Source organism: Morganella psychrotolerans (assembly GCF_001676155.1).
In the GTDB taxonomy this organism is placed as follows: Bacteria; Pseudomonadota; Gammaproteobacteria; order Enterobacterales; family Enterobacteriaceae; genus Morganella; species Morganella psychrotolerans.
On the sequence record NZ_LZEW01000001.1, the window covers coordinates 906,867 to 930,485 of the forward strand.

A 23,619-nucleotide genomic window follows, 5' to 3' on the forward strand; every position below is an offset into this window, starting at 1 on the left:
ATACAGGGATTATTTAAGTCCCGGCGCCTTCCACATTGATGTGGTCAGACCGGAGTCCACCAGCGTCAGTTGATCCGCATAGACTTTTTGCCAGTTTTGTTTCGCTTTGTCATAGACGTCGCGATGTTCCGGATTTGGCTGGTATTCCTGCTGCCATTGCACCAGGCGCTCCCCGGCGGACGCCATATCATCATATAACCCGACACCTGTACCGGCGGCAATCGCACAGCCCAGTGCCGTTGCTTCTTTCACAACCGGCACACGAACCGGCACACCGGTAACATCGGCCAGAATCTGGCTCCAGAGCTTGCCTTTCGAGCCTCCGCCTGCAAATACCAGAGAATCAGCTTTCACGCCGCTGAACCGGGCAATTAAATCCAGATTCAGTGAGGAAACAATCGCGGCGTTCTCTTCCAGTGCGCGGAACAGAGACGCTTTGTTACTCTTTTCTGCATCAATCGACAGATTGATAAAAGAGGGTGCGGCGTGATACCAGGATTTAAAGCGCATCACATCAGAAAAAATCGGCATGATACCGTGAGAGCCTGCCGGAACGCGGGCTGCCATATCTTCCAGCAATGAATAGGCATCCACACCAAGCCGTTCGGCGACCAGTTTTTCTTCCGCGCAGAACGCATCACGGAACCAACGCATGGTAAGCCCGGTAAAGAAACTGATCGATTCCGCCTGAACCATGCCCGGGATAACATGCGGGTTAATACGGGTATTCATGTCAGGATCAGTGACCGGCTGCGGCAGGTTAACCACCTGCTGCCAGAACGTTCCGCCGAGCACCGCTGTTTGTCCCGGTTTAACAACGCCGAGGCCCAGGCAGCCAAGCTGAACATCCCCGCCGCCCATAACAACCGGCGTACCTTTTGCCAGCCCGGATTCTTCAGCGGCTTTCGCCGTAATATATCCCAGTACCGTACCGGTTTCTTTTACCGGCGAGAGAATATCTGCCCGCAATCCCGCCATTTCCAGCAGACCCGGACGCCAGTCGCGGGTGACTAAATCGAGCATACCGGTAGTTCCTGCATTGGAAGGATCGACTGCCAGTTCGCCGCTCAGTTTGCAGGCGAGCCAGTCGCTGATCATCGTCAGTGTTCCCGCCTGCCGGTAGATATCCGGGCGGTGATGTGCCAGCCATAACAAGCGCGGCATTGCACCCAGCGCCAGGGTCTGCCCGGAGCACTGATAAACATCATATTCAAAGGTATTGTTGTACAGCTCTTTTAATTCGCTGACTTCGCGGCTTGAGCGGGCATCCACATTGGCACATGCCCAGATAGGCTCCCCGCTGCGATCATAGAGAACAATGCCCTCACGCATAGAGCAGGCAGACACACCCGCAATCGCGGAGGCCGGTAATCCGGCGTTTTTCAGTGCCAGTTTAATGCAGTGACATGCCAGCTGCCAGTTGGTGTGCAGGTCAAATTCCATTGAGCCCGGAACATCCGGCAGTTCATTGTGACGCCACTCCGCCTGTCCGGCGGCAATCTGGTTGCCGTGAAGATCAAAAATTACGGCTCTGATACTGCCTGTTCCCGCATCCAGTGCCATCAGGTACTTTGATGACTGGCTGCCTGTGCTCTGATCCATGTCGCCATCCTCACAAAATTAATTGGATTGATACCGGTACATCATGAAATACAGTGTATTTTCAGCGGCGGCTGTCAGCCACAGAGCACAGACAGTCAGCGCATCAGGTTAATAATGTCAGCATCACCCGTGCCGTTTGTTCATCCGTGACCAGCGCATTGATATACCCGCCCAGCAGCGCTGCCACTATCACCTCAGCTTTCTCTTCTCCGCCCGCCACACCCACAACAGTCGGAATGCTTTTCAGCTCCGCCGGGGTGATACCGATAAGTTCGCGGTGCATTTCCACATCATCAGTCATTTCACCTTCGCGGCCGATAAAATAGCCGAGAATGTCACCGACTGCGCCGCGCCGTCCCAGCATCAGTTGCTCGCCGCTGCTGATGTAGCCGGAGCGCATAATGGTCGCATCCTGTTTCTGATTAACCGCGCCCAGCCCGACCACCGCTATATCTGCCGCAGAGGCTGCCATAAGGACATCCTGCACACTGCGCTCGCGGCGGAATGTCGCGGCAACCGTGGCGTTGGATGCCCGTAACGGCGCGGGAATAATACTGACCGGGCAATTAGCATCGAGTTGCCCGATGCCGGTCATGTATTGCCCGACCCCGCCGGACAATGTCACCAGCCTAATCTGTTGTGAAGACACAAACCCGCTCAGGTGCTGCAATGTCGCCATCGCCGCTTCACCAAAGCCGACCGCCAGCAATTGCCCGGGGGTAAGCTGAGACATCAGAAGATGTGCACCGGCAACACCGAGCCGGCTGTGAAGCTCAGGTCCGTTCAGTGAAGGCAGGATGCGAATTTGTTTTAACGAGAATCTTTTTTTCAGAATATCTTCAAGTTCCAGACATCCTTCAAACCGGGAATTTATCTGCACCCGGATAACACCGGACTGACGTCCTTTTTCGAGTAAACGCGACACTTTCAGTCGTGTCAGGCCGAGCAGATCCCCGATGTCTCCCTGTGTGAGGCCATCATGGTAATAAAACCAGGCAATACGGGCCAATAACTCTTCTTCATTCATACTCAGTCCTGAGGCGTCATAGTCCATCGAAGAAACGGGGCTTACCGGGGCTGCTTTTGTATTTTTAGAGACTGTCGACATGTGAACTTTTGTTTTCCGTTTTTACAGATAAGCACCTTTTTGCGGATTTCGCCAGAGGTGCAAGCCAAAATTTTGAACAGATTCTAACGCAGATCTAATTTTTTCACAAAATGTGGTGAAATTATTGTCATATTTCATTTTTATGGATTACATTTATGAACAAATGTGTTTATAAATTATAAATGTTCATTTTTGATGTTTTCTTCATCACATAACATCCGAGCACAATACCCATAACACCAGAGGTGCCGTTATGTCCGGAAAGCAACACCCTGTTCAGCCACTGCTGACTGCCCGCGGAATAGCCAAACAATTTTCCGGCGTGGTGGTGCTGAAACACATCGACTTCACACTGTTACCGGGACAGGTTCATGCCCTGCTCGGCGGAAACGGCGCGGGTAAATCCACGCTGATGAAAATCATTGCAGGGATTGAGCAGCCGGATAGCGGCACACTGACACTTGAAGGTCAGGACATTTCGCACCTGACACCGGCAAAAGCACACCAGCTCGGGCTGTATCTGGTTCCGCAGGAGCCGCTGCTGTTTCCCAATCTGACCGTGCAGGAAAATATTCTCTTTCGTCTGCCGAAACATCAGGCGGGTAAAGCCAAATTACAGCAGATGCTCAGTGCGCTGCGCTGTAATTTTGACCTTGCTGCCCGCGCGGGCAGCCTGAATGTGGCTGACCAGCAGTTAGTTGAGATTATGCGCGGGCTGATGCGGGACTCACGAATTCTTATCCTGGATGAACCTACCGCCTCACTGACACCGGCTGAAACACACCGCCTGTTTGAGCGCATCCGGGAATTACAGCAAAAAGGGGTCGGGATTGTCTTTATCTCCCATAAAATTCCGGAAATTCATGCCATTGCTGATTATCTGAGTGTAATGCGTGACGGCAATATTGCCCTGACCGGACCGGCTAAACAGTTTTCAACCGATGAAATCATTCAGGCGATCACGCCGGAAGCCAAGAAAAAACCGTTATCTGACACCCAAAAATTATGGCTGGATCTCGCTTCTGCCCGCAATAATCCGCAATCCGGTGAACCGGTGCTGGATGTCCGTAATGCCTGTGGCGAAGGATTCCGCCACATCAGTTTTGTTGTCAACCCAGGGGAAGTGGTCGGGCTGGCCGGCGTCGTTGGCGCCGGCCGGACTGAACTCGCGGAGACATTATATGGTCTGCGCCCGCTGATCGCCGGGGATATTCACCTCAACGGTGAGAATTTACGCGGCGTCAGTACAGAAAAACGCCTGACCCGAGGGCTGGTCTGTTTACCGGAAGATCGCCAGGCATCCGGGCTTTTCCTTGACGCGCCGCTGACCTGGAATATCGGCGCGCTGGTGCATAACCACCGGGGGCTGCTGGTTCGTCGCGCCTATGATGATGCGGTGCTGGAACGCTACCGCCGCGCACTGAATATCAAATTCAATGACGGTCAGCAACTGGTGCGCACCCTTTCCGGCGGAAACCAGCAAAAAATCCTGATAGCAAAATGCCTGGAAGCCAATCCATCCCTGCTGATTGTTGATGAGCCGACGCGTGGCGTGGATGTCGGGGCGCGAAATGATATTTATCAGCTTATACAAAGTATTGCACAGCAAAACGTGGCGATTTTACTTATTTCATCTGATCTGGATGAAGTTGTGGCACTGGCTGACCGCGTGCTGGTTATGCATCAGGGCGAATTTGTCGGTGAACTGCAACAGGATGAAATGAATGTCGATACCATTATGCACATGGCATTTGGTGAGCAGCGCCGCAGCACTGACACAAAAAGGTCCGAAACAGAAAGCGGCCCATCACAGGAGGCGGCATCATGCTGAAATATATACAAAATAACCGTGAAGTGACCGCGCTGCTCGCGATCCTCTGCCTGTTCGTATTACTGGGCGGAATGGAAACCCGCTATTTCAGTTTTCAGACTGTCACCATGATTTTCGGCAGTGCGCAAATCCAGATGCTGCTGGCGATTGGTGCCACCCTGGTGATGCTGACGCGCAATATTGATGTCTCTGTCGGCTCCACCACCGGGCTGTGTGCGGTGATTATCGGCATTTCACTGAACGCCGGGCTGCCTCTGACAGTCGCCATTCTGCTGACAGTTGCCACTGGTCTGCTCGCCGGATTATTTAACGGCATTCTGGTGACCTGGTTCAAAATACCGGCGATTGTTGCCACCCTCGGTACGCTCGGGCTGTATCGCGGCATTATGTTATTACTGACCGGCGGCAAATGGATTGAAGGTTTACCGGCAGAACTGAAAGCCCTGTCACAGCCGGTATTCCTCGGACTATCACCAATTGGCTGGTTCATTATCCTGCTGATTATTCTGATGACACTGTTTCTGTCCCGCACAACTGCCGGACGCGGCTTTTATGCCACCGGCGATAACTTACAGGGCGCGCGCCAGTTAGGTGTTCCGGTTGACAGAACACGTATTATTGCCTTTTCAGTCAATGGCATGATGGCAGCACTTGCCGGTATCGTCTTTGCCTCACAAATCGGCTTTATCCCTAATCAGACCGGCAACGGATTGGAAATGAAAGCGATCGCAGCCTGCGTTTTAGGCGGAATAAGCCTGCTGGGCGGCACAGGGACTATTGCCGGGGCGATTCTTGGCGCTTACTTTATGACTCAGATTGACAGTGTGCTGGTGCTGCTGAAATTACCGGCCTGGTGGAATGATTTTATCGCCGGTTTTGTCTTACTCGCCGTCTTAGTCTTTGATGGTCGTCTGCGTGTGGCTCTGGAAAAAAACCTCCGCGCCCAGCGTTATGCACGGTTCCTCACTCCGTCCCCGCAGCAGGAGACAAAAAAATGACTGGTATCAAGCGTTACGGCTGGGAAATTTCACTGTTGCTGCTGCTGGTGGCAGAGATCCTGTTATTCGGGATGGGCAACCCGCGCATGCTGGATGCTAATGTGCTGCTGTTCAGTACCAGTGACTTTATCTGTATCGGGCTGGTGGCTCTGCCGCTCACCCTGGTGATAGTCAGCGGCGGAATGGATATCTCATTCGGTGCCACTATCGGATTGTCCTCTATTGTGCTCGGTATTCTGAACCAGGCGGGCGTGCCGATGATTGCCGCCATTCCGCTGACATTGCTGACCGGCGCATTATGCGGGCTGGTTAATGCCCTGCTTATCTTATTTACCGGTATAAACCCGCTGGTTATTACCCTCGGTACTATGTATCTGTTCGGCGGCTGCGCCCTGCTGCTCTCCGGGCTTTCCGGTGCCAGCGGCTTTGAGGGGATCGGCGGCTTCCCGATGGCCTTTACCGATTTTGCCAATCAGGATCTGTACGGCATTCCGCTTCCGCTGATTATTTTTGCCCTCTGTGTGATTGTGTTCTGGTTTTATCTGCACCGCACACATCCCGGGCGTAATGTCTTTCTGATCGGACAAAATGCCCGTGTCGCACGTTACAGCGCCTTTCCGGTGACGCGCACGATTTGTCTGCTTTATGCGATGGTGGGTGTATCCGCCGCTCTCGCTGCCATTATTTTAGTCTCCTATTTCGGCTCTGCCCGTGCCGATCTTGGTGCGTCATTCCTGATGCCGGCAATCACGGCGGTTGTATTAGGCGGCGCAAATATTTACGGCGGTTCCGGCTCTGTTTTAGGAACGGCACTCGCTGTACTGCTGGTTGGTTTCTTACAGCAGGGGCTGCAAATGATTGGTGTACCCAATCAGGTCTCCAGTGCGCTCTCGGGTGCGCTGCTTATTGTTGCCGTTGTTGGTCGTTCTGTATCTTTACACCGACATCACATCCTCGGATGGTGGGCGCGTAAACGCAACAGGCAATTCGTATCAGAGTAAAACACGTCTTTTATCACAGATTTGACGAAATGGAGAAAACCATGAAACCCATCATGAAAAAACTGGCGCTCGCCACTGCATTAAGTCTCGCATGTGTTTCCTGGGCGAATGCAGCACAAAAAGTCGCCTTTATTCCTAAACTTGTCGGTGTCGGATTCTTTACCAGCGGCGGTCAGGGTGCAGTCGAAGCCGGGAAAAAACTCGGTATCGATGTCACGTATGACGGACCGACTGAGCCGAGTGTTTCCGGTCAGGTTCAGCTTATCAATAACTTTGTTAATCGTGGTTATGACGCGGTTATTGTCTCTGCTGTATCACCGGACGGTTTATGCCCTGCCCTTAAACGCGCCATGCAGCGCGGTGTGAAAGTGCTGACATGGGACTCGGATACCAACCCGGAATGCCGCTCCATTTATATCGACCAGGGTACGCCGAAACAGCTCGGCGGAATACTTGTGGATATGGCAGCGGATCAGGTGAAAAAAGAGAAAGCAAAAGTCGCATTCTTCTATTCCAGCCCGACTGTTACCGACCAGAACCAATGGGTAAAAGAGGCGAAAGCAAAAATCGCGGCTGAACATCCGGGCTGGGAAGTGGTTACCACACAGTATGGTTATAACGATGCGACAAAATCATTACAGACAGCCGAAGGTATCATGAATGCCTGGAGTGACCTGGATTTGATTATTGCACCGGATGCCAATGCCTTACCGGCAGCGGCTCAGGCGAAAGAAAACCTGAAACGTAATGATGTTGCGGTCGTCGGTTTCAGTACCCCGAATGTCATGCGCCCGTATGTGGAGCGCGGCACTGTTAACCAATTCGCGTTATGGGATGTGGTGAAACAGGGTGAAATATCGGTTGCTGTGGCAGATGCACTGATGAAAAAAGGCGAATTGAATGTCGGCGACAAAATTATGGTTGACGGCGTGGGTGAAGTCGAAGTTTCCCCGAACAGTATCCAGGGGTATGACTACGAAGCAAAAGGCAACGGCGTTGTTGTGCTGCCTGAGCGCGTGATTTTCACCAAAAAGAACATTAATGACTACAACTTTTAACCACCACAATTTACGGGGAGAACTCCATGGCTGATTTAGATGATATCCGTGACGGTAAAGATTTCGGGCTGACCACCCCGCAGAAAAACACCCTTTATACCCTTAAAGGCTGTGGCTCGCTGGACTGGGGAATGCAATCGCGCCTTGCCCGCATTTTTAATCCGCAAGATAACAGAACCGTGATGCTGGCCTTTGACCACGGCTATTTCCAGGGACCGACCACCGGTCTTGAGCGCATTGATATTAATATCGCTCCGCTCTTTGAACACACCGATGTTCTGATGTGTACGCGCGGGATCCTGCGCTCACAAGTGCCGGTTGCCACCAACAAACCGGTTGTCCTGCGTGCATCCGGCGCTAACTCAATTCTGACCGAGCTTTCCAATGAAGCTGTCGCGGTGGCAATGGATGATGCGGTACGCCTGAATGTGGCAGCAGTTGCGGCACAGGTGTATATCGGGACAGAGCATGAGCATCAGTCCATCAAAAACATCATCAGTATGGTGGATGCGGGAATGCGTGTGGGTATGCCGGTGATGGCGGTAACGGGTGTGGGTAAAGATATGGCGCGTGATCAGCGTTATTTCTCACTCGCCAGCCGCATTGCCGCCGAAATGGGCGCGCAGATAATCAAAACCTATTTTGTTGAAGAAGGTTTCGAACGCATTACTGCCGGGTGTCCGGTGCCGATTGTTATCGCCGGCGGGAAAAAACTGCCGGAAGATGAAGCACTCGATATGTGTTTCCGTGCCATAGACCAGGGCGCCTCCGGTGTGGACATGGGACGCAATATCTTCCAGTCCGAAGACCCGGTTGCCATGATGAAAGCCGTTCATGCCGTTGTCCATGGTGGCGAGAGCGCAAAACAGGCTCATGCATTGTTCCTGAGCGAAAAGAATAAGGGGTAAATTTTGAACGTAACATTAGTCGAAATTAATGTAAAAGCAGACAAAGTGGATGAATTTATTGCGGTATTCCGTGAAAATCATCTGGGATCAGTAAAAGAACCCGGTAACCTGCGTTTTGATGTGTTGCAGGATCCGGACGTTCAGACCCGTTTTTATATCTATGAAGCCTATACGGATGATGCCGCCGTTGCCGCACATAAGAAAACATCGCACTATTTACAGTGTGTTGAAAAACTGGAAGCCCTGATGACCGGCCCGCGTAAGAAAACCGCGTTTATCGGGTTAATGCCTGAAATCAAATAAGTATACCGTATCTGCTCCGTTAAGTGACCGCATATAGAGGCGGTCACTTTTTTTATATTTATTTTTCATTATTCCGTTATTTCCGTTAGTTATTTATCTTGGTACGCATGCTCACAATTGCATTCAAAATAATAAATATATATTAGCTTTAATCTATCTCATATTTCCCTTCCGACATAAAATCAGGTTCAATCCATTTTGGCCCTTTCATATAAAGGCCACCTTTTTCTCCTCCGCACATTACTTTTTCTTCATTCAGAAGCCTGTGCGTTTCACGGAGAATCATAATATTACACGATTCATATTTATCCGGACCATTATGAAGATAAAAAAAAACGATCTATCGCCGGATAAATAAGACCTCGTTCATATCTGGCGACCAGAAATAAGATAACATTTTCCATCGATTCATTTTTTATCATTTCATTGTAATCAATCACTTTACACCTCAATCATCATATATTGAAAACAGCACATATTCTGATTAGCAATCAGTCTATTATATACTTTCCTTCCGACATAAAATCAGGTTCAATCCATTTTGGCCCTTTCATATAAAAGTCGCCTTTTTCTCCTCCGCACATTATTTTTTCTTCATTCAGAAGTCTGTGCGTTTCACGGAGAATCATAATATTACACGATTCATATTTATCCGGACCATTATGTCGATAAAAAAAAACGGTCTATCTCCTGATAAATCATCCCTTTCTCACGCCTGGCAACCAGATATAAAATAACATCTTCCATTGATTCATTTTTTACCATTTCATTATAATTAATCACGTTATACCTCAATCATCATATGTTGAAAACAGAGCATCTTCTGTATAAAGTAATGCTTCATCCGAACTCAATTGATAATCTTCTAATGTAGCCGTATGTGTATTATTCCACACTTCCCCTCCATTCTCAGGTCGTACTCCGTCTTTTATGCCCAGATTCCGGTAACGCTCCAATTCACGGATTTCATGAGTATAAAACCGCTTATCTGTATCTGTCGCCGGAAACGTTCCGGTAAGAATATATTCCAGCCGTTCAAGCATAATATCATTAGCAGCGTTACTTCCAAACCGGCTGATATGTAATCTTACCTTGTCTATCCCCTCACGGTCTATTACCGCAATCCGCCAGTCAAGCATTTCAACCGGTCCGCCTGCCCGCTCAGTATGGTAGTTCCGTCCGCTGAATTTCCCTTTGGCATTGGTTTCACCATAAGGGCTGCTGAGCATAATATATACCGGCTTTAGCCCGCTGCCGTCAGGGAATACCAGAATGAAATCCGTAAAGGAGATATCATCCGGTAACGGGAAACCCGTATTCATCGGTATTACCGGTATTTCCAGCGATGTTCCTGTATGGAAAGGAAATTTCAGCTCAGGAATGGCGATCCCACCCGGAAATCCGGGCGGGACCGGCGGGTTAACCGGGTTAATAAGAATCGTTTCGGAAGATGGCAGAGACGCTTTATATACTCCGGTAACACTATCTTTTACTGCGTTAATAACCGGGATCTTCCCGTGACGATGCTGACGAACATCAAAAACGACTACCAGTTTTTCTGTGTTTTTGTCACGAACCCATAAGCCACGACAATTTCTTTCGGCAAAGCCATTCGATATTTTTATATTACCGGCAGGAACGACCACCGCCATTTGCCCTGCAATACTGTTCGTCTGTATTATTCCGGCGGAATGATAATCCGAAACATCATCTATCGAATCATTCCCGACCGTTTTTATCCCCATCAAAAAATCATGGAGCAAAAAAATTTCTTTATTTTGTTGCGGGATAATCCCACTGCCTTTCACAGAAATCTGAAGTTGCCCGGTTTTATTTCCGTTAACCAAAAAAGTATCCGAATTTTCAGTCAGTGATATCAGTCTGTTTTCAAAATTACGGATACGATGCAACCAGTCCGGCCTGGCAACAATCATTGCCAGATGTCGTTCAGCTCTGTTCTTTTGTATCTCTGCCCGCATAAAATTACGTTCCGCGCTTTTATGCTGGTTAATAACATCAAAGTGTTTATCAATGCTTTGCTGAATTTGCTCTGCATATTTTCTTTCCAAATATCCTGAACGTGACGCTATTCTCCGATAATACACAAGATTTTTTATCTGATATCCCAGATCGATTTCCCGGTGGTTCTTGCGATCAGATATGGCTTTGTTCCATAATTCCGTGGTGTTATTCAGTTCAGTTTCTGCTGATTGATATGCTCTCCGTGCCGCCTCAACCGGAAACTGTTCCTGCCAGATACGGATGGTATTTTCAGATTCAATGTCTTCAAATAGTGGCAGTTGCGTCAGGAACAGATAGACAGCTTCATGCTCACCAGAAAAATCAATAATTGCATGGTGTGTTTTAATCTCCGGATTTGCCGGAATATAATGATCTACAGGGGGTGTCAGGTTAGTTTGTTCCGTTTTGGCGATAGTATTTCGGGTATTATTTATTACTGTTATACGGACAGGAGGCATATCCGGAATTATATTGACCTGATACATTCCGGGAATATCTGTTTTCTCTGCTTTAACGACCGGAATCATTTTATCTTTTACCGGTGTAATTATTGTAGTGTGCTTCCCTTCCCGCTCACTAACAGCCAAAGACACAATCACATCTGCCGGTACAGATTTTGTTCCTGTGGATATTTCCGCTGAAGCGCCCGTGACAAGTAATGCCGGTAGTGTTGTCAGAATATAAGGGTCGTCGTCACCCTCACCATAGCTATTATCATGGTAGTATATAACCAGAGGCTCTCTTGCGATTGATGATGGCATTAATATTCCGGCAATTCCCAGCGTCCTGCCCGCGACGGGAAGCACGGTTTCCAGTGCCAGTAATAAATAGTTTTTTATCGGAATAACAATAGCGGAGATATTACGTATATCGAGAGTAAATTTCAGGGTGCTGTGATGCGGATACATTAATACTGCAAAACCGGCATGTGCCGTATGTAAATAAGGCTCGCTTGTATCCGGTTCATCCGTTCCCGTTAATTCCGTATCCGGATAATCTGGATTTACGGTTATTTCTCCTAAGTCAATTACATTTCCCGGATACGGATAAATATCCGGGGAATGCGTTATCGGAGGCAGATCAGAGAATGGGTCACCTCCGGTTCTTCTGCCACCGAACCTGCCGGGATCATAATGATAAATATCTCCGTATGGTGTATGGCTGATCCCCCAATCATGTTCAAATTCAGAAAATCTCAGATAATCCCGTTTTTCGTAATAAGTATGACTTATTTTATCAATGCCCCGTTTTTTTCTCATCATTCCTTTTTCCTTTAATAATTCGCTTATGTTCCTGCTGAGCATGCCGGTTCTGATGAGTTTACGACGTGATTTATCCGCTGTAATTTCGTTAAAAAAAACAGAGATCTGTTAATTCTGATAACCGTTATTTTACTGAATTTCAGGAAAATGGTTCCGGAATGGATAAAACTGATTATTTGATTGTCTGGTTGCCTGAATGGAATAAGTTCCTTACCATCGGAATAAATTAATCAGGATTTATGATTTTCCGGAGAAATCGTGAAAAAAATACACCTCTGTGGTTCACTGCTGTTGTTGTCTGTCTCAGTCACACCGGCTTATGCCGCTGATGACTGTAAACCCATGTCCGCGCAAACACAGCTTAACCATTACCGCCTGATGGGAATCCCCTACCTGCGCGGTCCGGTTAAATCTGTTTCGATGACGACCGAAAGAAATCCGCAAAGTGATATCCGCCTATCCTCATTCAACCGGATACACCTGAGCCCCTGCGGACACATCATCAGTTATGATTTTATGCGCAAAAATCAGGAATACGGCACGCTGACGACCACAACTGTTACCGGCGCTGAAGATGATACCGCCATCAATCTGGAATACACTTACTCAACCGGTTATATCACACAGAAAAAACCACGCCCGATGGTTTCCCGTATAACACTGGCAAAAGACGCGCAACAAGTCGTCACCGGTTACCGGACAGAGAATTTCATTAAAGGAAACAGTACGGTTCTGTCCGAAAAAGGGGAACTGAATTACCGCAACGGCGATATCGATAACATCGTGATTAACAGCGAATTGTTCGCACAAACCTACACCATGAAATATGACTATAATGATAACGGTGATATCTCACGGATTTACACAGGCACGTCGCCCATGATCGAATACACCTTTACATACAATGATAAAGGCGGGCTTGTCACCGGCTCAGACAAAACGGATATCGCCGGTATCACTGTCACCAATCACATTGAATGCACTGAGTGGGATGCACGGCAAAACTGTACATCGGGGATCTGGACAAAAACAAACAGCAACAACCAGCCCGGCATGACTGATGTTCAGGGGCAGACGATTTTTCATACAGCTTATGTATATTATGGTGATAAGTAATGAGGCCATTTACATTGTGCACGGTCATTACACTGTTAACCGCAACCGGCACGGTTCCGCTTTATGCAGCAGAAACCTGTAAAACCGCTGATGCATTAATCCTGCAAAATAACCGGATTATCCTCGGCGCCCCGCTGCTTACCGGAGCAGTAAAATCGCTCAGAGCGGTATCACTGCCTGATCCGGAAGATTTCCGGCAGTTTAGTACCACAACAGATATTGATTTCGATCCTTGCGGACAAATAACCCATTTTAAATTTATGCGCAGTGAAATCCGCAATAAGATGCAGATAACGCGGATACTGACCGCATCGGAAACAGCGGACAATGCGCTTTATACACTCAAGAACTACAGACACCGTCCGGGCAAAAAAGATCTGTATCCGATGGTTATTGATACTGTGTTTACCAAAGATGCCCGCCAACAGATAACCGGCGGTGCAGGAAAAATGTATGTTGAGAATAACGACACCGTGATGCCGGGTAATGTTCAGGTACAATTTGATAATGCACGGCTTTCAGATATCCTCACTCACTGGCCGCACCTGAAAACGGATCAGCATTTCTCATTCGGTTATGATGAAAATAACCGCCTGGCCTCAGTGAAATCAGATAACCTCTCTCTCCTGACACAAACTTATACCTATACCCAAAAAGGTTATCCGTCCACACAGGAAGAGGCATTTGATAGTGATATCGTCAGTAACCATTACCTTACGAAATGCAATGATTGGGACAATCACGGAAACTGCACCAAAGAACAGATCACACAACAGGTTATTTATGGCAACCCTGACGGGCTGAAAACAGAATCATCTGTGATTGTTCATAAAACTATCCGTTATTATCCGTAACCCGGTTATCTGATTTTAATTAAATACCGGTACTGCGGATTTTTCGCTGTTGCCGGAAGCGATGAAGGTATGCCGAAATAATCAGCACCAAATAAAAAACCGGCTCCGGTGTGTTCGTTTTCACTGACAGAATATAATGCAGGATAGCAATCAGCAGCAACGGATAAAGTAAACTGTGGATACGTTTCCACCTATCGCCCAGCCGGATGCGAACCGGGTTAAATGAACTGGCCGCCATCAGAAATAAAATAATCCAACCGGTGGTGCCCAGCATCAGATAAAATCGGGATATAATTTCACTGAAAAAAAGAGCAATGTTATTGACACCAATTTCAAAAAACAGATAGCTCGTCAGATGTAATGTTGCCCAGACAAAGCACCATAATCCGAGTAATTTCCTGGTCTGATATAAACTATTCCATTTCAGGTAATGCGCGACTGCGGGTATTACAGCAATCAGGATTAACAAACGCAGTGCGGTTATTCCCGTAAAGTGCTGAATATCTTTTGCCGGATCTGCGCTTAACTTATCAAAATTAAGTGCGTAAACCAGCCATACCAATGGCAGTAATGCCATCAGATGAAAAAATACATTAATAACCGGATAGTGGCGTAATCTGATCATCAGAAATATCTCCGCAGATCCATCCCCTTATATAAATCAGCAACCTCATCGGCGTAACCATTAAATAATAACGTCGGCTGCCTGGTTGTCCGTCCTAATCCCTCTGAGCCGATAAAACGCTCTGTCGCCTGCGACCAGCGCGGGTGATCTACCTGCGGGTTTACATTGGCATAAAAGCCATATTCACCGGGAGCTGAAAGATTCCACGTTGTTGGCGGAACAGATTCGGTTAAACGAATTTTAACTATCGATTTAATACCCTTAAAGCCATATTTCCACGGAACAACCAATCTGACAGGCGCCCCGTTTTGTTTTGGCAGTTCTTTTCCGTAAACACCGGTCGCCATAAATGTCAGGGGATGTAATGCTTCATCCAGACGTAATCCTTCAATATACGGATACGCAAGTCCGCCGCCGGTAAAACGACTTTTCTGTCCGGGCATTTGTTCCGGTGCATATAATGTTTCAAACGCTACATATTTTGCCCGGCTGTTCGGCTCTGCGGCTGCTAATAATGCAGCCAGCGGAAAACCGACCCAGGGAATAACCATTGACCATGCTTCAACACAGCGCATCCGGTAAATACGCTCTTCTGCTGTAAATTTATTACGAATATCATCGGCATTTAATATCAGCGGCCGGTTCACTTCCCCTTCAATCGTCAGCGTCCATTCATCCGTTTTCATCGTATGTGCATTTTCAGCAGGATCAGATTTATTTAAACCAAACTCATAAAAATTGTTATATCCGGTCACTTTATTTTCCGGTGTTAACACCAAGTCAGACTGATATGCAACAGGTCGTGTGAAATTCAGTTCTTTTAATATTGCATCCGGCACCGCAGGTTTTTCATCAGCAGAAAACCATGAAAGAATTCCGGCATTTACGCCGGGGCTGACCATCATTCCGGCGGCACCCGCGCCTAATAGCCGGAGCAGGTTTCTGCGCTTCATCATAAAAACAGATTCCGGCGTAATATCAGATGGTCGTATTATTTTTTTCATAGTATGTCCCTTTATTCAGAAAATCAGCAGAGCGTTTCTGTTTAATCCGTTATACCGCAGACTCTGAATTTAAAGCTGACAAGATGATGACAATTTTGTCATGTTCATACGATTTTGACCGGCAATACCAGGGTCACAACATTACGGGACTCAATACGTTCAAATCTGACTTCACCGGTATGTAATTCCATAATTGCCTGAACTATGGATAACCCCAGCCCGCTTCCTTCTGAAGTACGGGCATTGTCACCCCGCCAGAACCGTGTAAATACATCATCACTGTTTTCTATTACATCCCCTTCATTCATAACAGAAATCAGAATATTACTATCTCTGATAACCGCACGGGAAATTATTGTGGTATTAACATGTGCGTACTTGATAGCATTTGATACGATATTTATCAGTGCCCGCATTAATAGCATCCGGTCGGCGCTGACGCTGACATCTGATATTTCATTGACTAATGTTGACCCGTTCTCTTCTGCATAAGGCGATAACAGCTCATAAACATCATCCATAAGTTCAGTAACAGATACACTTTCCTGCTTCAAATTAATATTTTTATTTTCGGCTCTGGCAATAAAAAGAACGCTCCGGATTATTTGTGCCAGTTTATCCAGCTCTTCTGTATTACTGATAATAATAGCTTTATATTCATCGGCAGTACGTGATTTTTGTAATGTGATTTCATTCTGTACTTTAATCGCATGAATGGGTGTTCTTAACTCATGTGCTAAATCATCTGCTAATTGTGTCAGTCTGGTAAAATCATTTTTCAGTCTCGAGCGCATTATATTTAATGAATCCCCGAGGCTTTTCAGTTCATCCGGTAATGTGCTTATATCCACAAGCTTACCAAGGGAATGAACGCCGGTTTTCGCCGTGATCTGACTAAGCCGTGTAATATCCTGCAACCCCCGCCTGATCAGCCAGAGACTAAGAATAACCATAAATATAATGGCGATAGCAGAAACCGCTATGCTTTTTTGCAGATATCCGGTCAGAACACTATTACGATCAACTGATAGCTTTGCGATAGTGACATGTAATTTCCCGGTGGCTGATTGTATTTCAAAATTAACTGAAGAAAGGGGTATTCCGTCAGCTGTATTCTGATGTGAAATTGATTGTAAACTCAGATCTTCCGGGCTGACCGGGGAATATTGATTCTCCGGTATTATTTCCGGGTTGGTATCAACAATGATGGTGTTTTCTGCATCTGTTATTTTAATAACATCCTGGCGGACATCCATCATGCGCTGAAAATAGATTGGCAGTGATTTTATATCAATACCGCTGACAATTAATTTTGCCAGTTGATCTGCCCGGTTAACCAATAAATTATCATCCCGGGATACTAATTCATTTTTTAATGAGTGATAGAGTATCAGTGTTACAAATCCTGCATTAATGATCATCAGCAGGATAAATAATGACATGATTTTAAACCGTAATGACTGTATTTTCATGTTTCCGGCCTGTTTAAACGATATCCCATTCCGCGGACAGTTTCGATTAATTTGGTATCATAGTCACTATCTATTTTTTTTTCTCAGACGCCGTATAGCCACATCGACAATATTAGTATCACTTTCAAAATCAATTCCCCATACTTCACCGGCAATCAGGGTTCTCGGTAAAATATCGCCCGCATGCAGAGCAAAAAAGAGCAACAATGAATATTCCTGGCGTGTCAGTGTTATTTTTATTCCGCCCCGCTGTACTTCATGACGGGTAAGGTCAATCTTCAGATCAGCAATATCAATTACTGCCGATACAGATTGATGGACACGTAATTGATTTTTTACTCTTGCCAGCAGCTCAGAAAATGAAAATGGCTTAACTAAATAATCATTAGCACCCAGCTCCAGCCCTTTCACTCTGTCCGCTACCGCGTCCCGGGCGGTCAGGCAAATAACCGGTACCATTTTGGATGTACGCAGTGTTTTCAGGACTTCCCAGCCATCCATCCCCGGCAGCATAATATCTAAAATAATCAGCCGGTAGTCATTTTCAAGCGCGAGATAAAGACCATCCCTGCCGTCTGTGGTGATATCAACAATAAACCCGGTTTCTTCCAGTCCTTTTTTAACCCAGCTACCGGTTTTCTCATGATCTTCAATCAGTAATATTTTCATTTTTGCTACCCGAAAATTGTACTTATGGTATCTGTCTGTCAGTTTATTTTAATTTTGGACATAAAAAAACCGCAGACGACGAAAAGTTGTCTGCGGTTTTCAGTATCAGCGTAATTACGCGAACTTAATCATCACCATACCCAGCAGAAGCAGAACAATACCGCCCCAGCCTTTATAATTAAGTCGCTGATTAAACAAGATCCAGCCCGCAGCGACAGTTGCCACAATCCCGAATGCACCCCAGAGTGCATACGCCACGGATAACTCAATACCGCGGACCGCCAGTGCCAGGCAACTGAATGCACCTAATACTGCCAGCAGTGATAATATCCCCAGCCACACGCGTTTAAAGCCGTTTGACATCTTCAGCAGGATATTGGCCATAATCTCCAACACTACAGCCAGCAGTAAAAATGCCCCGTGCCACCATTCAAATGTCGACAACATATTACGCCCCTTTCATCATCTCGTTCAGTGGCGCATAAGACGGTTTTGCAACAGGCTGTTTTTTCTGTACTGCTTTTTTGGTACCGTACTTAATCAGGGTTATCCCTGCAATTAACAGCGCCAGACCGCCCAGTTTCATTGGCGAAAGTGATTCCTGGAACCACATCACACTGAATGTGGTAATGATGAGGATCCCAATTCCTTCCCACAGCGCATATGCCACGCCGAGAGCCACTTTTTTAACCGCCATGGACAGTAAGATATAAGATGCAGCGATCATGATATACATCACAACCATTCCTGCGGTGTCGCCTGAAACACTTGCGTATTTCATCGACAATGTTCCGATGACCTCAGTCACAATGGCTAAGCCTAAAAACATCCAGTAAATCATAGTTATTTTTCCTGATGTACAACGCATACAGGTTCACGACACACCATAAAGAAGGTGCGTGAGCGGTCGCGTTTAACGCTAAACGAAAATGTTAAATATAACAGTGCAACCAAAAGCGCAGTGGCGTTTGGCTCGTCAGACGGAAAGAGAAATAGCTATAATTCGCTGTACCAATAGTGCTCGCTTGATACGATAGCGGAAAGGAAAAGTACGTGGGTAGAACGTCGGATTTTAATCCTGCTACTACTGTCGCTTTGCATGATGTCTTTATTCTTTTGTTTGTACCCGGTCGGGTCACAACAATGAAAGAATCCTCCGGTTATTAATATTGACATCATTTTTATCACAACTAACAGCGTTCAGCAATGCCGGTGTGCATTATTTCGCAGTAAATAATTTTATTTTTTAGGTAGTTACAAAAATGGCCAGCTTCTTATTCAGAAGATGACCATATTTAAGCAGGCTCAAACCCGCCGTTCACGGGTTTTTATGCGACCAGCTGTATAATTATTCCAGTTCGTTCCATGAACGCCCGTCACGGGCCATCATGGCAATGGAGGCTATCGGTCCCCAGCTTCCCGCCTGATATGGCTTAGGCGGTTCATTGTCCAGTGACCACGCATGCATAATGGAATCCACCCACTTCCAGGCTTCCTCCACTTCGTCACGGCGGACAAACAGCGCCTGAATGCCGCGCATAGCTTCCAGCAGCAAACGTTCGTATGCATCGGCAATATGGGTCTGATTAAAAGTTTCCGAGAAACTCAGATCCAGCTTGGTCGTTTGCAGACGATGTTTATGATCCAGTCCCGGTGCCTTGTTCAGCACTTCAATATCGATACCCTCATCCGGCTGTAAACGAATAGTCAGTTTATTCGGCGGCAGATGCTGGTATGTCTCATTAAAGATATTCAGGGACGGCTGTTTGAAATACACCACCACTTCAGAGCATTTTGACGGCATACGCTTACCGGTACGCAGGTAGAACGGTACACCGGACCAGCGCCAGTCATCAATATCCGCGCGGATCGCCACAAAGGTTTCTGTCTGACTGACGGTATTCGCACCCTCTTCATCCAGATAGCCCGGCACTTTTGTGCCATGAACAAACCCGCCCGTATACTGCCCGCGAACGGTTTTCTCCCGGACATTACTGATGTCAATGGTTCGCAGCGAGCGCAGAACTTTCACTTTCTCATCACGGATGCGGTCACTGCTCAGATCATCCGGCGGCGACATCGCAATCATGGTCAGAATTTGCAGTAAATGGCTCTGCACCATATCGCGCATCTGACCGGCTTTATCGAAATAGCCCCAGCGCCCTTCAATACCCACTTCTTCCGCCACTGTTATCTGGACATGATCGATTGTCCGGTTATCCCAGTTATTCACAAACAACGAGTTGGCAAAGCGCAGCGCCAGCAGATTCAGTACCGTTTCTTTTCCGAGATAATGGTCGATGCGGTAAATCTGGCTCTCTTTAAAGTATTTTGCCACTTCGGTATTGATAGCCTGAGAAGACTCAAGATCATTACCCAGCGGTTTTTCCATCACCACACGGCTTGGCTCTTTATTCAGATGCGCTTCGCCCAGTCCTCTGCACATCGCACTGAATGTGCTTGGTGGCATGGCAAAATAATAAACAGCGGTATTTTTATTTTCCGCAATAATATTTGCCAGACTTTTAAAATGGGATAAATCATTCACATCAAGATTGCAGAATCCCAGACGGGCACTGAAACGCGCCCACAGTTCCGGGTCCAGCGGTTCATTCAGAAAGGTATTAAACGCCTCTTCCACGAACTGCTGATATTCCTCACGGGACCATTCTGCACGACCTGCGCCGATAATACGGGTTTCAGGGTGAATATTGCCTGCTTTTTCAAGCTGATATAAGGATGGAAGTAACTTGCGGCGTGCGAGATCGCCTTTGGTGCCAAAAATGACTAAATCACAAGCGGGAGCCGTTGCTGTCAACGCCATAAAAAACCTCTCCTCGTGGCAGTGGAATTGTAATTTTGTTACAGAGATAACGAATAATGTACTCGTTTGCGCCCGGTCAGTAAACATAAATGCGGGTTACAGCACATTTTTGCTGCCTTCCCGGCAGGTACAGGTCTGTGGCCACATCACAATGTGATTTTCAGCAATATGTAATAAAATTACTTTTTTGATGCAAATTTACCGGAATGAAAGTCAGACACAGCTCAAACTTTCAAAAAAAAAGCCCTGTTCTCCGCCGGTTATCCCCTGCTCTGTCCCGGTTTACGTAGTATATTTTCAGGAAATGATGACAGCCTGTTGTGTCACACAGATCAATATAAAAGGCAAAGTGGTATGAATATTTTAGACCGGCTGCGTAACAGTCTGGATTATCTGAGTAAATCTGAAAAAAAAGTGGCGGAAACAATCCTTGGTGCGCCGCAGATAGCCATCCATTCCAGCATTGCCACTCTTGCCAAAATGTCGGATGTCAGTGAACCGACGGTTAATCGTTTCTGCCGCCGTCTGGATACCAAAGGATTTCCGGATTTCAAACTGCTGCTGGCACAAAGCCTGGCTAACGGCACGCCCTATGTCAGCCGCAATGTCGATGAAAATGACTCTGTTGATGCCTATACCAGTAAGATATTTGAATCCGCTATGGCGGGGTTGGATGCGGTCAGAAGCACACTCGATATGCTGACCATTAACCGCGCTGTGGATTGCCTGACCCAGGCACGGAAAATTTCGTTTTTTGGGCTGGGGGCATCCGCTGCCGTTGCTCATGATGCCATGAATAAATTTTTCCGCTTTAACATCCCCGTTATTTATTCTGATGATATTGTCATACAGCGCATGAGTTGTATCAATAGTACCGAAGGCGATGTGGTCGTGCTGATTTCCCATACCGGGCGCACCAAAAACCTGGTTGAAATAGCCCGCATTGCCCGTGAAAATGATGCCACTGTGCTGGCAATCACATCAGAAAACTCGCCGCTTGCCGCAGAAGCCTCTGTAACTATCATACTGAATGTCCCGGAAGACACCGATATTTATATGCCGATGGTGTCACGCCTGGCACAACTGACCATTATTGATGTTCTCGCCACCGGGTTTACCCTGCGCCGTGGTCCGAAATTCCGCGATAACCTGAAACGTGTCAAAGATGCACTGAAAGACTCCCGCATTGACAAACTCTGTTAGTTTTTAATCATTTGTGTCGTTTTGACACATTTACTGCCGCTGACTGTAATTAATGTCACGAATTAGTAACATGGTGAATGATACGATATACCTGACTCACTGTTTTACGTTTGCTGACTCGATTTTTATTTTAATTACGCGATAATCAGACAGGAGTAAATCGATTTTACACTTACCAGCCGGTGAAATTATCCACCGGACGGAAGAGTGTTTTATTAACACCATTTTTACCTTATTCAGGTCAACGGAGAAATCTATGTCAACACGTCTCAGAAGAACAAAAATTGTGACGACCCTGGGTCCGGCTACGGATCGTGATAATAATCTCGAAAAAATTATTCAGGCGGGAGCAAACGTTGTCCGCATGAACTTCTCTCACGGCAGCCCGGAAGATCACGTTGAACGTGCGGTAAAAGTCCGTGAAATTGCTGCCCGCCTCGGCGTTCAGGTAGCGATTTTAGGTGACCTTCAGGGCCCGAAAATCCGCGTATCCACCTTTAAAGATAATAAAGTTTTGCTGAATGTGGGCGATAAATTCACCCTTGATGCTGAACTGGGTAAAGGTGAAGGCACCAATGAGCACGTCGGTATTGATTACAAAAAATTGCCGGAAGATGTGGTTCCCGGCGATATTCTGTTACTTGATGATGGCCGCGTTCAGCTGAAAGTGCTGGATGTAAAAGGCGCAAAAATCATGACGGAAGTGACTGTTGGTGGTTTACTTTCTAATAACAAAGGGATTAATAAACAGGGCGGCGGGCTGTCTGCTGATGCACTGACTGAAAAAGACAAAGAAGACATCAAAACAGCCGCCAGAATCAATGTTGATTACCTTGCTGTCTCCTTCCCGCGCTGCGCGGAAGATTTACATCTTGCACGCCGCCTCGCCCGTGATGCCGGTTGTGAAGCACAGATTGTCTCCAAAGTGGAGCGCGCAGAAGCGGTTGCCACTGATCAGGTAATGGATGAGATTATCCTCGCCTCTGATGTGGTGATGGTTGCCCGTGGTGATCTCGGCGTGGAAATCGGTGACCCTGAGCTTGTCGGTGTCCAGAAAAAACTGATTCGCCGCAGCCGTCAACTGAATCGTGTCGTTATCACCGCAACGCAAATGATGGAATCAATGATAACGAATCCGATGCCGACCCGCGCAGAAGTCATGGATGTGGCCAATGCCGTTCTTGATGGTACGGATGCCGTAATGCTGTCTGCTGAAACGGCGGCGGGTCAGTATCCGGCTGAAACGGTTGAAGCGATGGCGCGCGTCTGCCTGGGTGCGGAGAAAATGCCTAACGTCAATATCTCCAAACACCGCATGGACAAGACATTCGACAACCCGGAAGAAGCGATTGCGATGTCAACCATGTATGCGGCGAATCATCTCAACGGGGTGAAAGCGATTATCGCCATGACCGAGTCCGGTCGTACCGCCCGTATGATGTCCCGCATCAGTTCCGGTCTGCCAATCTTTGCTATGTCGCGTCATGAAAAAACCCTGAACCAGACAGCGCTTTACCGTGGTGTAACTCCGGTATTTTGCAGCACACACACTGACGGTCTTGCCGCAGTAACTGAAGCGGTCAGCCGTTTGCGTGAAAAAGGCTATCTTTTCCCCGGGGATCTTGTGATGGTCACTCAGGGGGATCAGATGGGTCTGGTCGGCAGCACCAATACCAGCCGTATTCTTGAAGTGAAATAATCACCTGAGATTACAAACAAAACCGCCGGTCATCTGACCGGCGGTTTTTTTATGATGTAA

Annotated in this window: 19 protein-coding genes and 1 pseudogene; 10 read left to right on the forward strand and 10 right to left on the reverse strand. The window is 47.2% G+C overall.

The features are described from left to right. Nucleotides 1–9 precede the first annotated feature (9 nt). The gene (lsrK, locus tag AYY16_RS04460; RefSeq protein ID WP_067362595.1) at nucleotides 10–1,602 is read right to left on the reverse strand and encodes an autoinducer-2 kinase; all 1,593 of its coding nucleotides are present in this window, start codon (nucleotides 1,600–1,602) and stop codon (nucleotides 10–12) included. A gap of 103 nt (nucleotides 1,603–1,705) precedes the next feature. Continuing rightward, the gene (lsrR, locus tag AYY16_RS04465; RefSeq protein WP_067362598.1) at nucleotides 1,706–2,656 is read right to left on the reverse strand and encodes a transcriptional regulator LsrR; all 951 of its coding nucleotides are present in this window, start codon (nucleotides 2,654–2,656) and stop codon (nucleotides 1,706–1,708) included. A gap of 307 nt (nucleotides 2,657–2,963) precedes the next feature. On the opposite strand from lsrR, the gene lsrA reads away from it, so the two are divergent. Genes lsrA through lsrG form a run of 6 tightly spaced genes read left to right on the forward strand, consistent with a single transcriptional unit; the run spans nucleotide 2,964 to nucleotide 8,809 of the window. After that, on the forward strand, nucleotides 2,964–4,541 hold the full coding sequence (gene lsrA / locus AYY16_RS04470; RefSeq protein WP_067362601.1) for an autoinducer 2 ABC transporter ATP-binding protein LsrA: 1,578 nt from the start codon (nucleotides 2,964–2,966) through the stop codon (nucleotides 4,539–4,541). After that, the gene (gene lsrC / locus AYY16_RS04475) at nucleotides 4,535–5,539 is read left to right on the forward strand and encodes an autoinducer 2 ABC transporter permease LsrC (RefSeq protein WP_067362604.1); all 1,005 of its coding nucleotides are present in this window, start codon (nucleotides 4,535–4,537) and stop codon (nucleotides 5,537–5,539) included. Before lsrA ends, lsrC begins: the two co-directional genes overlap by 7 nt. After that, nucleotides 5,536–6,540 (forward strand): autoinducer 2 ABC transporter permease LsrD, encoded by a 1,005-nt coding sequence (gene lsrD / locus AYY16_RS04480; RefSeq protein ID WP_067362607.1) that lies wholly within the window; start codon nucleotides 5,536–5,538, stop codon nucleotides 6,538–6,540. Before lsrC ends, lsrD begins: the two co-directional genes overlap by 4 nt. Before the next feature lie 41 nt (nucleotides 6,541–6,581). Continuing rightward, the gene (gene lsrB / locus AYY16_RS04485; RefSeq protein ID WP_150384679.1) at nucleotides 6,582–7,598 is read left to right on the forward strand and encodes an autoinducer 2 ABC transporter substrate-binding protein LsrB; all 1,017 of its coding nucleotides are present in this window, start codon (nucleotides 6,582–6,584) and stop codon (nucleotides 7,596–7,598) included. Between the two features lie 26 nt (nucleotides 7,599–7,624). Continuing rightward, nucleotides 7,625–8,506 carry a 3-hydroxy-5-phosphonooxypentane-2,4-dione thiolase gene (gene lsrF, locus AYY16_RS04490; protein WP_067362613.1) on the forward strand — a complete coding sequence of 294 codons (882 nt, stop codon included), beginning with the start codon at nucleotides 7,625–7,627 and terminating at the stop codon, nucleotides 8,504–8,506. Between the two features lie 3 nt (nucleotides 8,507–8,509). Continuing rightward, the gene (gene lsrG / locus AYY16_RS04495; protein WP_067362616.1) at nucleotides 8,510–8,809 is read left to right on the forward strand and encodes a (4S)-4-hydroxy-5-phosphonooxypentane-2,3-dione isomerase; all 300 of its coding nucleotides are present in this window, start codon (nucleotides 8,510–8,512) and stop codon (nucleotides 8,807–8,809) included. Nucleotides 8,810–9,600: 791 nt separating this feature from the next. On the opposite strand, the gene AYY16_RS19545 is transcribed toward lsrG, so the two are convergent. Next, complete coding sequence (locus tag AYY16_RS19545) at nucleotides 9,601–12,093, reverse strand: colicin-like bacteriocin tRNase domain-containing protein (protein ID WP_162271038.1); 2,493 nt, start codon at nucleotides 12,091–12,093, stop codon at nucleotides 9,601–9,603. Nucleotides 12,094–12,351: 258 nt separating this feature from the next. On the opposite strand from AYY16_RS19545, the gene AYY16_RS04515 reads away from it, so the two are divergent. Both AYY16_RS04515 and AYY16_RS04520 read left to right on the forward strand, forming a co-directional pair. Further along, entirely contained in the window at nucleotides 12,352–13,209 is an 858-nt protein-coding gene (locus AYY16_RS04515; protein ID WP_067362618.1) for a hypothetical protein, read from the forward strand. Then, entirely contained in the window at nucleotides 13,209–14,063 is an 855-nt protein-coding gene (locus tag AYY16_RS04520; RefSeq protein WP_067362621.1) for a hypothetical protein, read from the forward strand. The genes AYY16_RS04515 and AYY16_RS04520 overlap by 1 nt, the downstream gene beginning before the upstream one ends. Before the next feature lie 19 nt (nucleotides 14,064–14,082). Here the strand turns inward: AYY16_RS04520 and AYY16_RS04525 are convergent, their stop codons facing one another. From AYY16_RS04525 to zwf, 7 genes and pseudogenes are all read right to left on the reverse strand, one after another. Further along, nucleotides 14,083–14,688 (reverse strand): protein-methionine-sulfoxide reductase heme-binding subunit MsrQ, encoded by a 606-nt coding sequence (locus tag AYY16_RS04525; protein ID WP_067362624.1) that lies wholly within the window; start codon nucleotides 14,686–14,688, stop codon nucleotides 14,083–14,085. Next, the gene (msrP, locus tag AYY16_RS04530) at nucleotides 14,688–15,692 is read right to left on the reverse strand and encodes a protein-methionine-sulfoxide reductase catalytic subunit MsrP (protein ID WP_067362627.1); all 1,005 of its coding nucleotides are present in this window, start codon (nucleotides 15,690–15,692) and stop codon (nucleotides 14,688–14,690) included. Before msrP ends, AYY16_RS04525 begins: the two co-directional genes overlap by 1 nt. Before the next feature lie 104 nt (nucleotides 15,693–15,796). Beyond that, nucleotides 15,797–17,134 (reverse strand): ATP-binding protein, encoded by a 1,338-nt coding sequence (locus AYY16_RS04535; protein ID WP_223861142.1) that lies wholly within the window; start codon nucleotides 17,132–17,134, stop codon nucleotides 15,797–15,799. Between the two features lie 26 nt (nucleotides 17,135–17,160). Next, nucleotides 17,161–17,833 (reverse strand): annotated as a pseudogene (gene hprR / locus AYY16_RS04540) (response regulator transcription factor HprR). Nucleotides 17,834–17,947: 114 nt separating this feature from the next. Then, nucleotides 17,948–18,280 (reverse strand): multidrug/spermidine efflux SMR transporter subunit MdtI, encoded by a 333-nt coding sequence (gene mdtI / locus AYY16_RS04545; protein ID WP_067362634.1) that lies wholly within the window; start codon nucleotides 18,278–18,280, stop codon nucleotides 17,948–17,950. Between the two features lies 1 nt (nucleotide 18,281). Beyond that, nucleotides 18,282–18,674, reverse strand: coding sequence for a multidrug/spermidine efflux SMR transporter subunit MdtJ (gene mdtJ / locus AYY16_RS04550; RefSeq protein WP_067362637.1), 393 nt, complete (start codon nucleotides 18,672–18,674; stop codon nucleotides 18,282–18,284). Between the two features lie 507 nt (nucleotides 18,675–19,181). Next, nucleotides 19,182–20,657 carry a glucose-6-phosphate dehydrogenase gene (gene zwf / locus AYY16_RS04555; protein WP_067362640.1) on the reverse strand — a complete coding sequence of 492 codons (1,476 nt, stop codon included), beginning with the start codon at nucleotides 20,655–20,657 and terminating at the stop codon, nucleotides 19,182–19,184. Nucleotides 20,658–21,011: 354 nt separating this feature from the next. On the opposite strand from zwf, the gene AYY16_RS04560 reads away from it, so the two are divergent. Next, nucleotides 21,012–21,860 carry a MurR/RpiR family transcriptional regulator gene (locus AYY16_RS04560; RefSeq protein WP_067362643.1) on the forward strand — a complete coding sequence of 283 codons (849 nt, stop codon included), beginning with the start codon at nucleotides 21,012–21,014 and terminating at the stop codon, nucleotides 21,858–21,860. A gap of 256 nt (nucleotides 21,861–22,116) precedes the next feature. Continuing rightward, a complete protein-coding gene (pyk, locus tag AYY16_RS04565) occupies nucleotides 22,117–23,559 on the forward strand; it encodes a pyruvate kinase (protein WP_067362646.1) in 1,443 nt (480 codons plus the stop codon). Nucleotides 23,560–23,619: the final 60 nt, after the last annotated feature.

Bases quoted from the DNA above. Each gene is read 5' to 3' on its own strand.
- lsrF (WP_067362613.1), top strand. From the start codon at position 7,625: ATGGCTGATTTAGATGATATCCGTGACGGTAAAGATTTCGGGCTGACC.
- lsrB (WP_150384679.1), top strand. From the start codon at position 6,582: ATGAAACCCATCATGAAAAAACTGGCGCTCGCCACTGCATTAAGTCTC.
- mdtJ (WP_067362637.1), bottom strand. From the start codon at position 18,674: ATGATTTACTGGATGTTTTTAGGCTTAGCCATTGTGACTGAGGTCATC.
- lsrA (WP_067362601.1), top strand. From the start codon at position 2,964: ATGTCCGGAAAGCAACACCCTGTTCAGCCACTGCTGACTGCCCGCGGA.
- msrP (WP_067362627.1), bottom strand. From the start codon at position 15,692: ATGAAAAAAATAATACGACCATCTGATATTACGCCGGAATCTGTTTTT.
- AYY16_RS04560 (WP_067362643.1), top strand. From the start codon at position 21,012: ATGAATATTTTAGACCGGCTGCGTAACAGTCTGGATTATCTGAGTAAA.
- AYY16_RS04520 (WP_067362621.1), top strand. From the start codon at position 13,209: ATGAGGCCATTTACATTGTGCACGGTCATTACACTGTTAACCGCAACC.
- zwf (WP_067362640.1), bottom strand. From the start codon at position 20,657: ATGGCGTTGACAGCAACGGCTCCCGCTTGTGATTTAGTCATTTTTGGC.
- lsrR (WP_067362598.1), bottom strand. From the start codon at position 2,656: ATGGACTATGACGCCTCAGGACTGAGTATGAATGAAGAAGAGTTATTG.
- pyk (WP_067362646.1), top strand. From the start codon at position 22,117: ATGTCAACACGTCTCAGAAGAACAAAAATTGTGACGACCCTGGGTCCG.
- AYY16_RS04525 (WP_067362624.1), bottom strand. From the start codon at position 14,688: ATGATCAGATTACGCCACTATCCGGTTATTAATGTATTTTTTCATCTG.
- lsrD (WP_067362607.1), top strand. From the start codon at position 5,536: ATGACTGGTATCAAGCGTTACGGCTGGGAAATTTCACTGTTGCTGCTG.
- AYY16_RS19545 (WP_162271038.1), bottom strand. From the start codon at position 12,093: ATGATGAGAAAAAAACGGGGCATTGATAAAATAAGTCATACTTATTAC.
- AYY16_RS04535 (WP_223861142.1), bottom strand. From the start codon at position 17,134: ATGTCATTATTTATCCTGCTGATGATCATTAATGCAGGATTTGTAACA.
- mdtI (WP_067362634.1), bottom strand. From the start codon at position 18,280: ATGTTGTCGACATTTGAATGGTGGCACGGGGCATTTTTACTGCTGGCT.
- lsrK (WP_067362595.1), bottom strand. From the start codon at position 1,602: ATGGATCAGAGCACAGGCAGCCAGTCATCAAAGTACCTGATGGCACTG.
- lsrC (WP_067362604.1), top strand. From the start codon at position 4,535: ATGCTGAAATATATACAAAATAACCGTGAAGTGACCGCGCTGCTCGCG.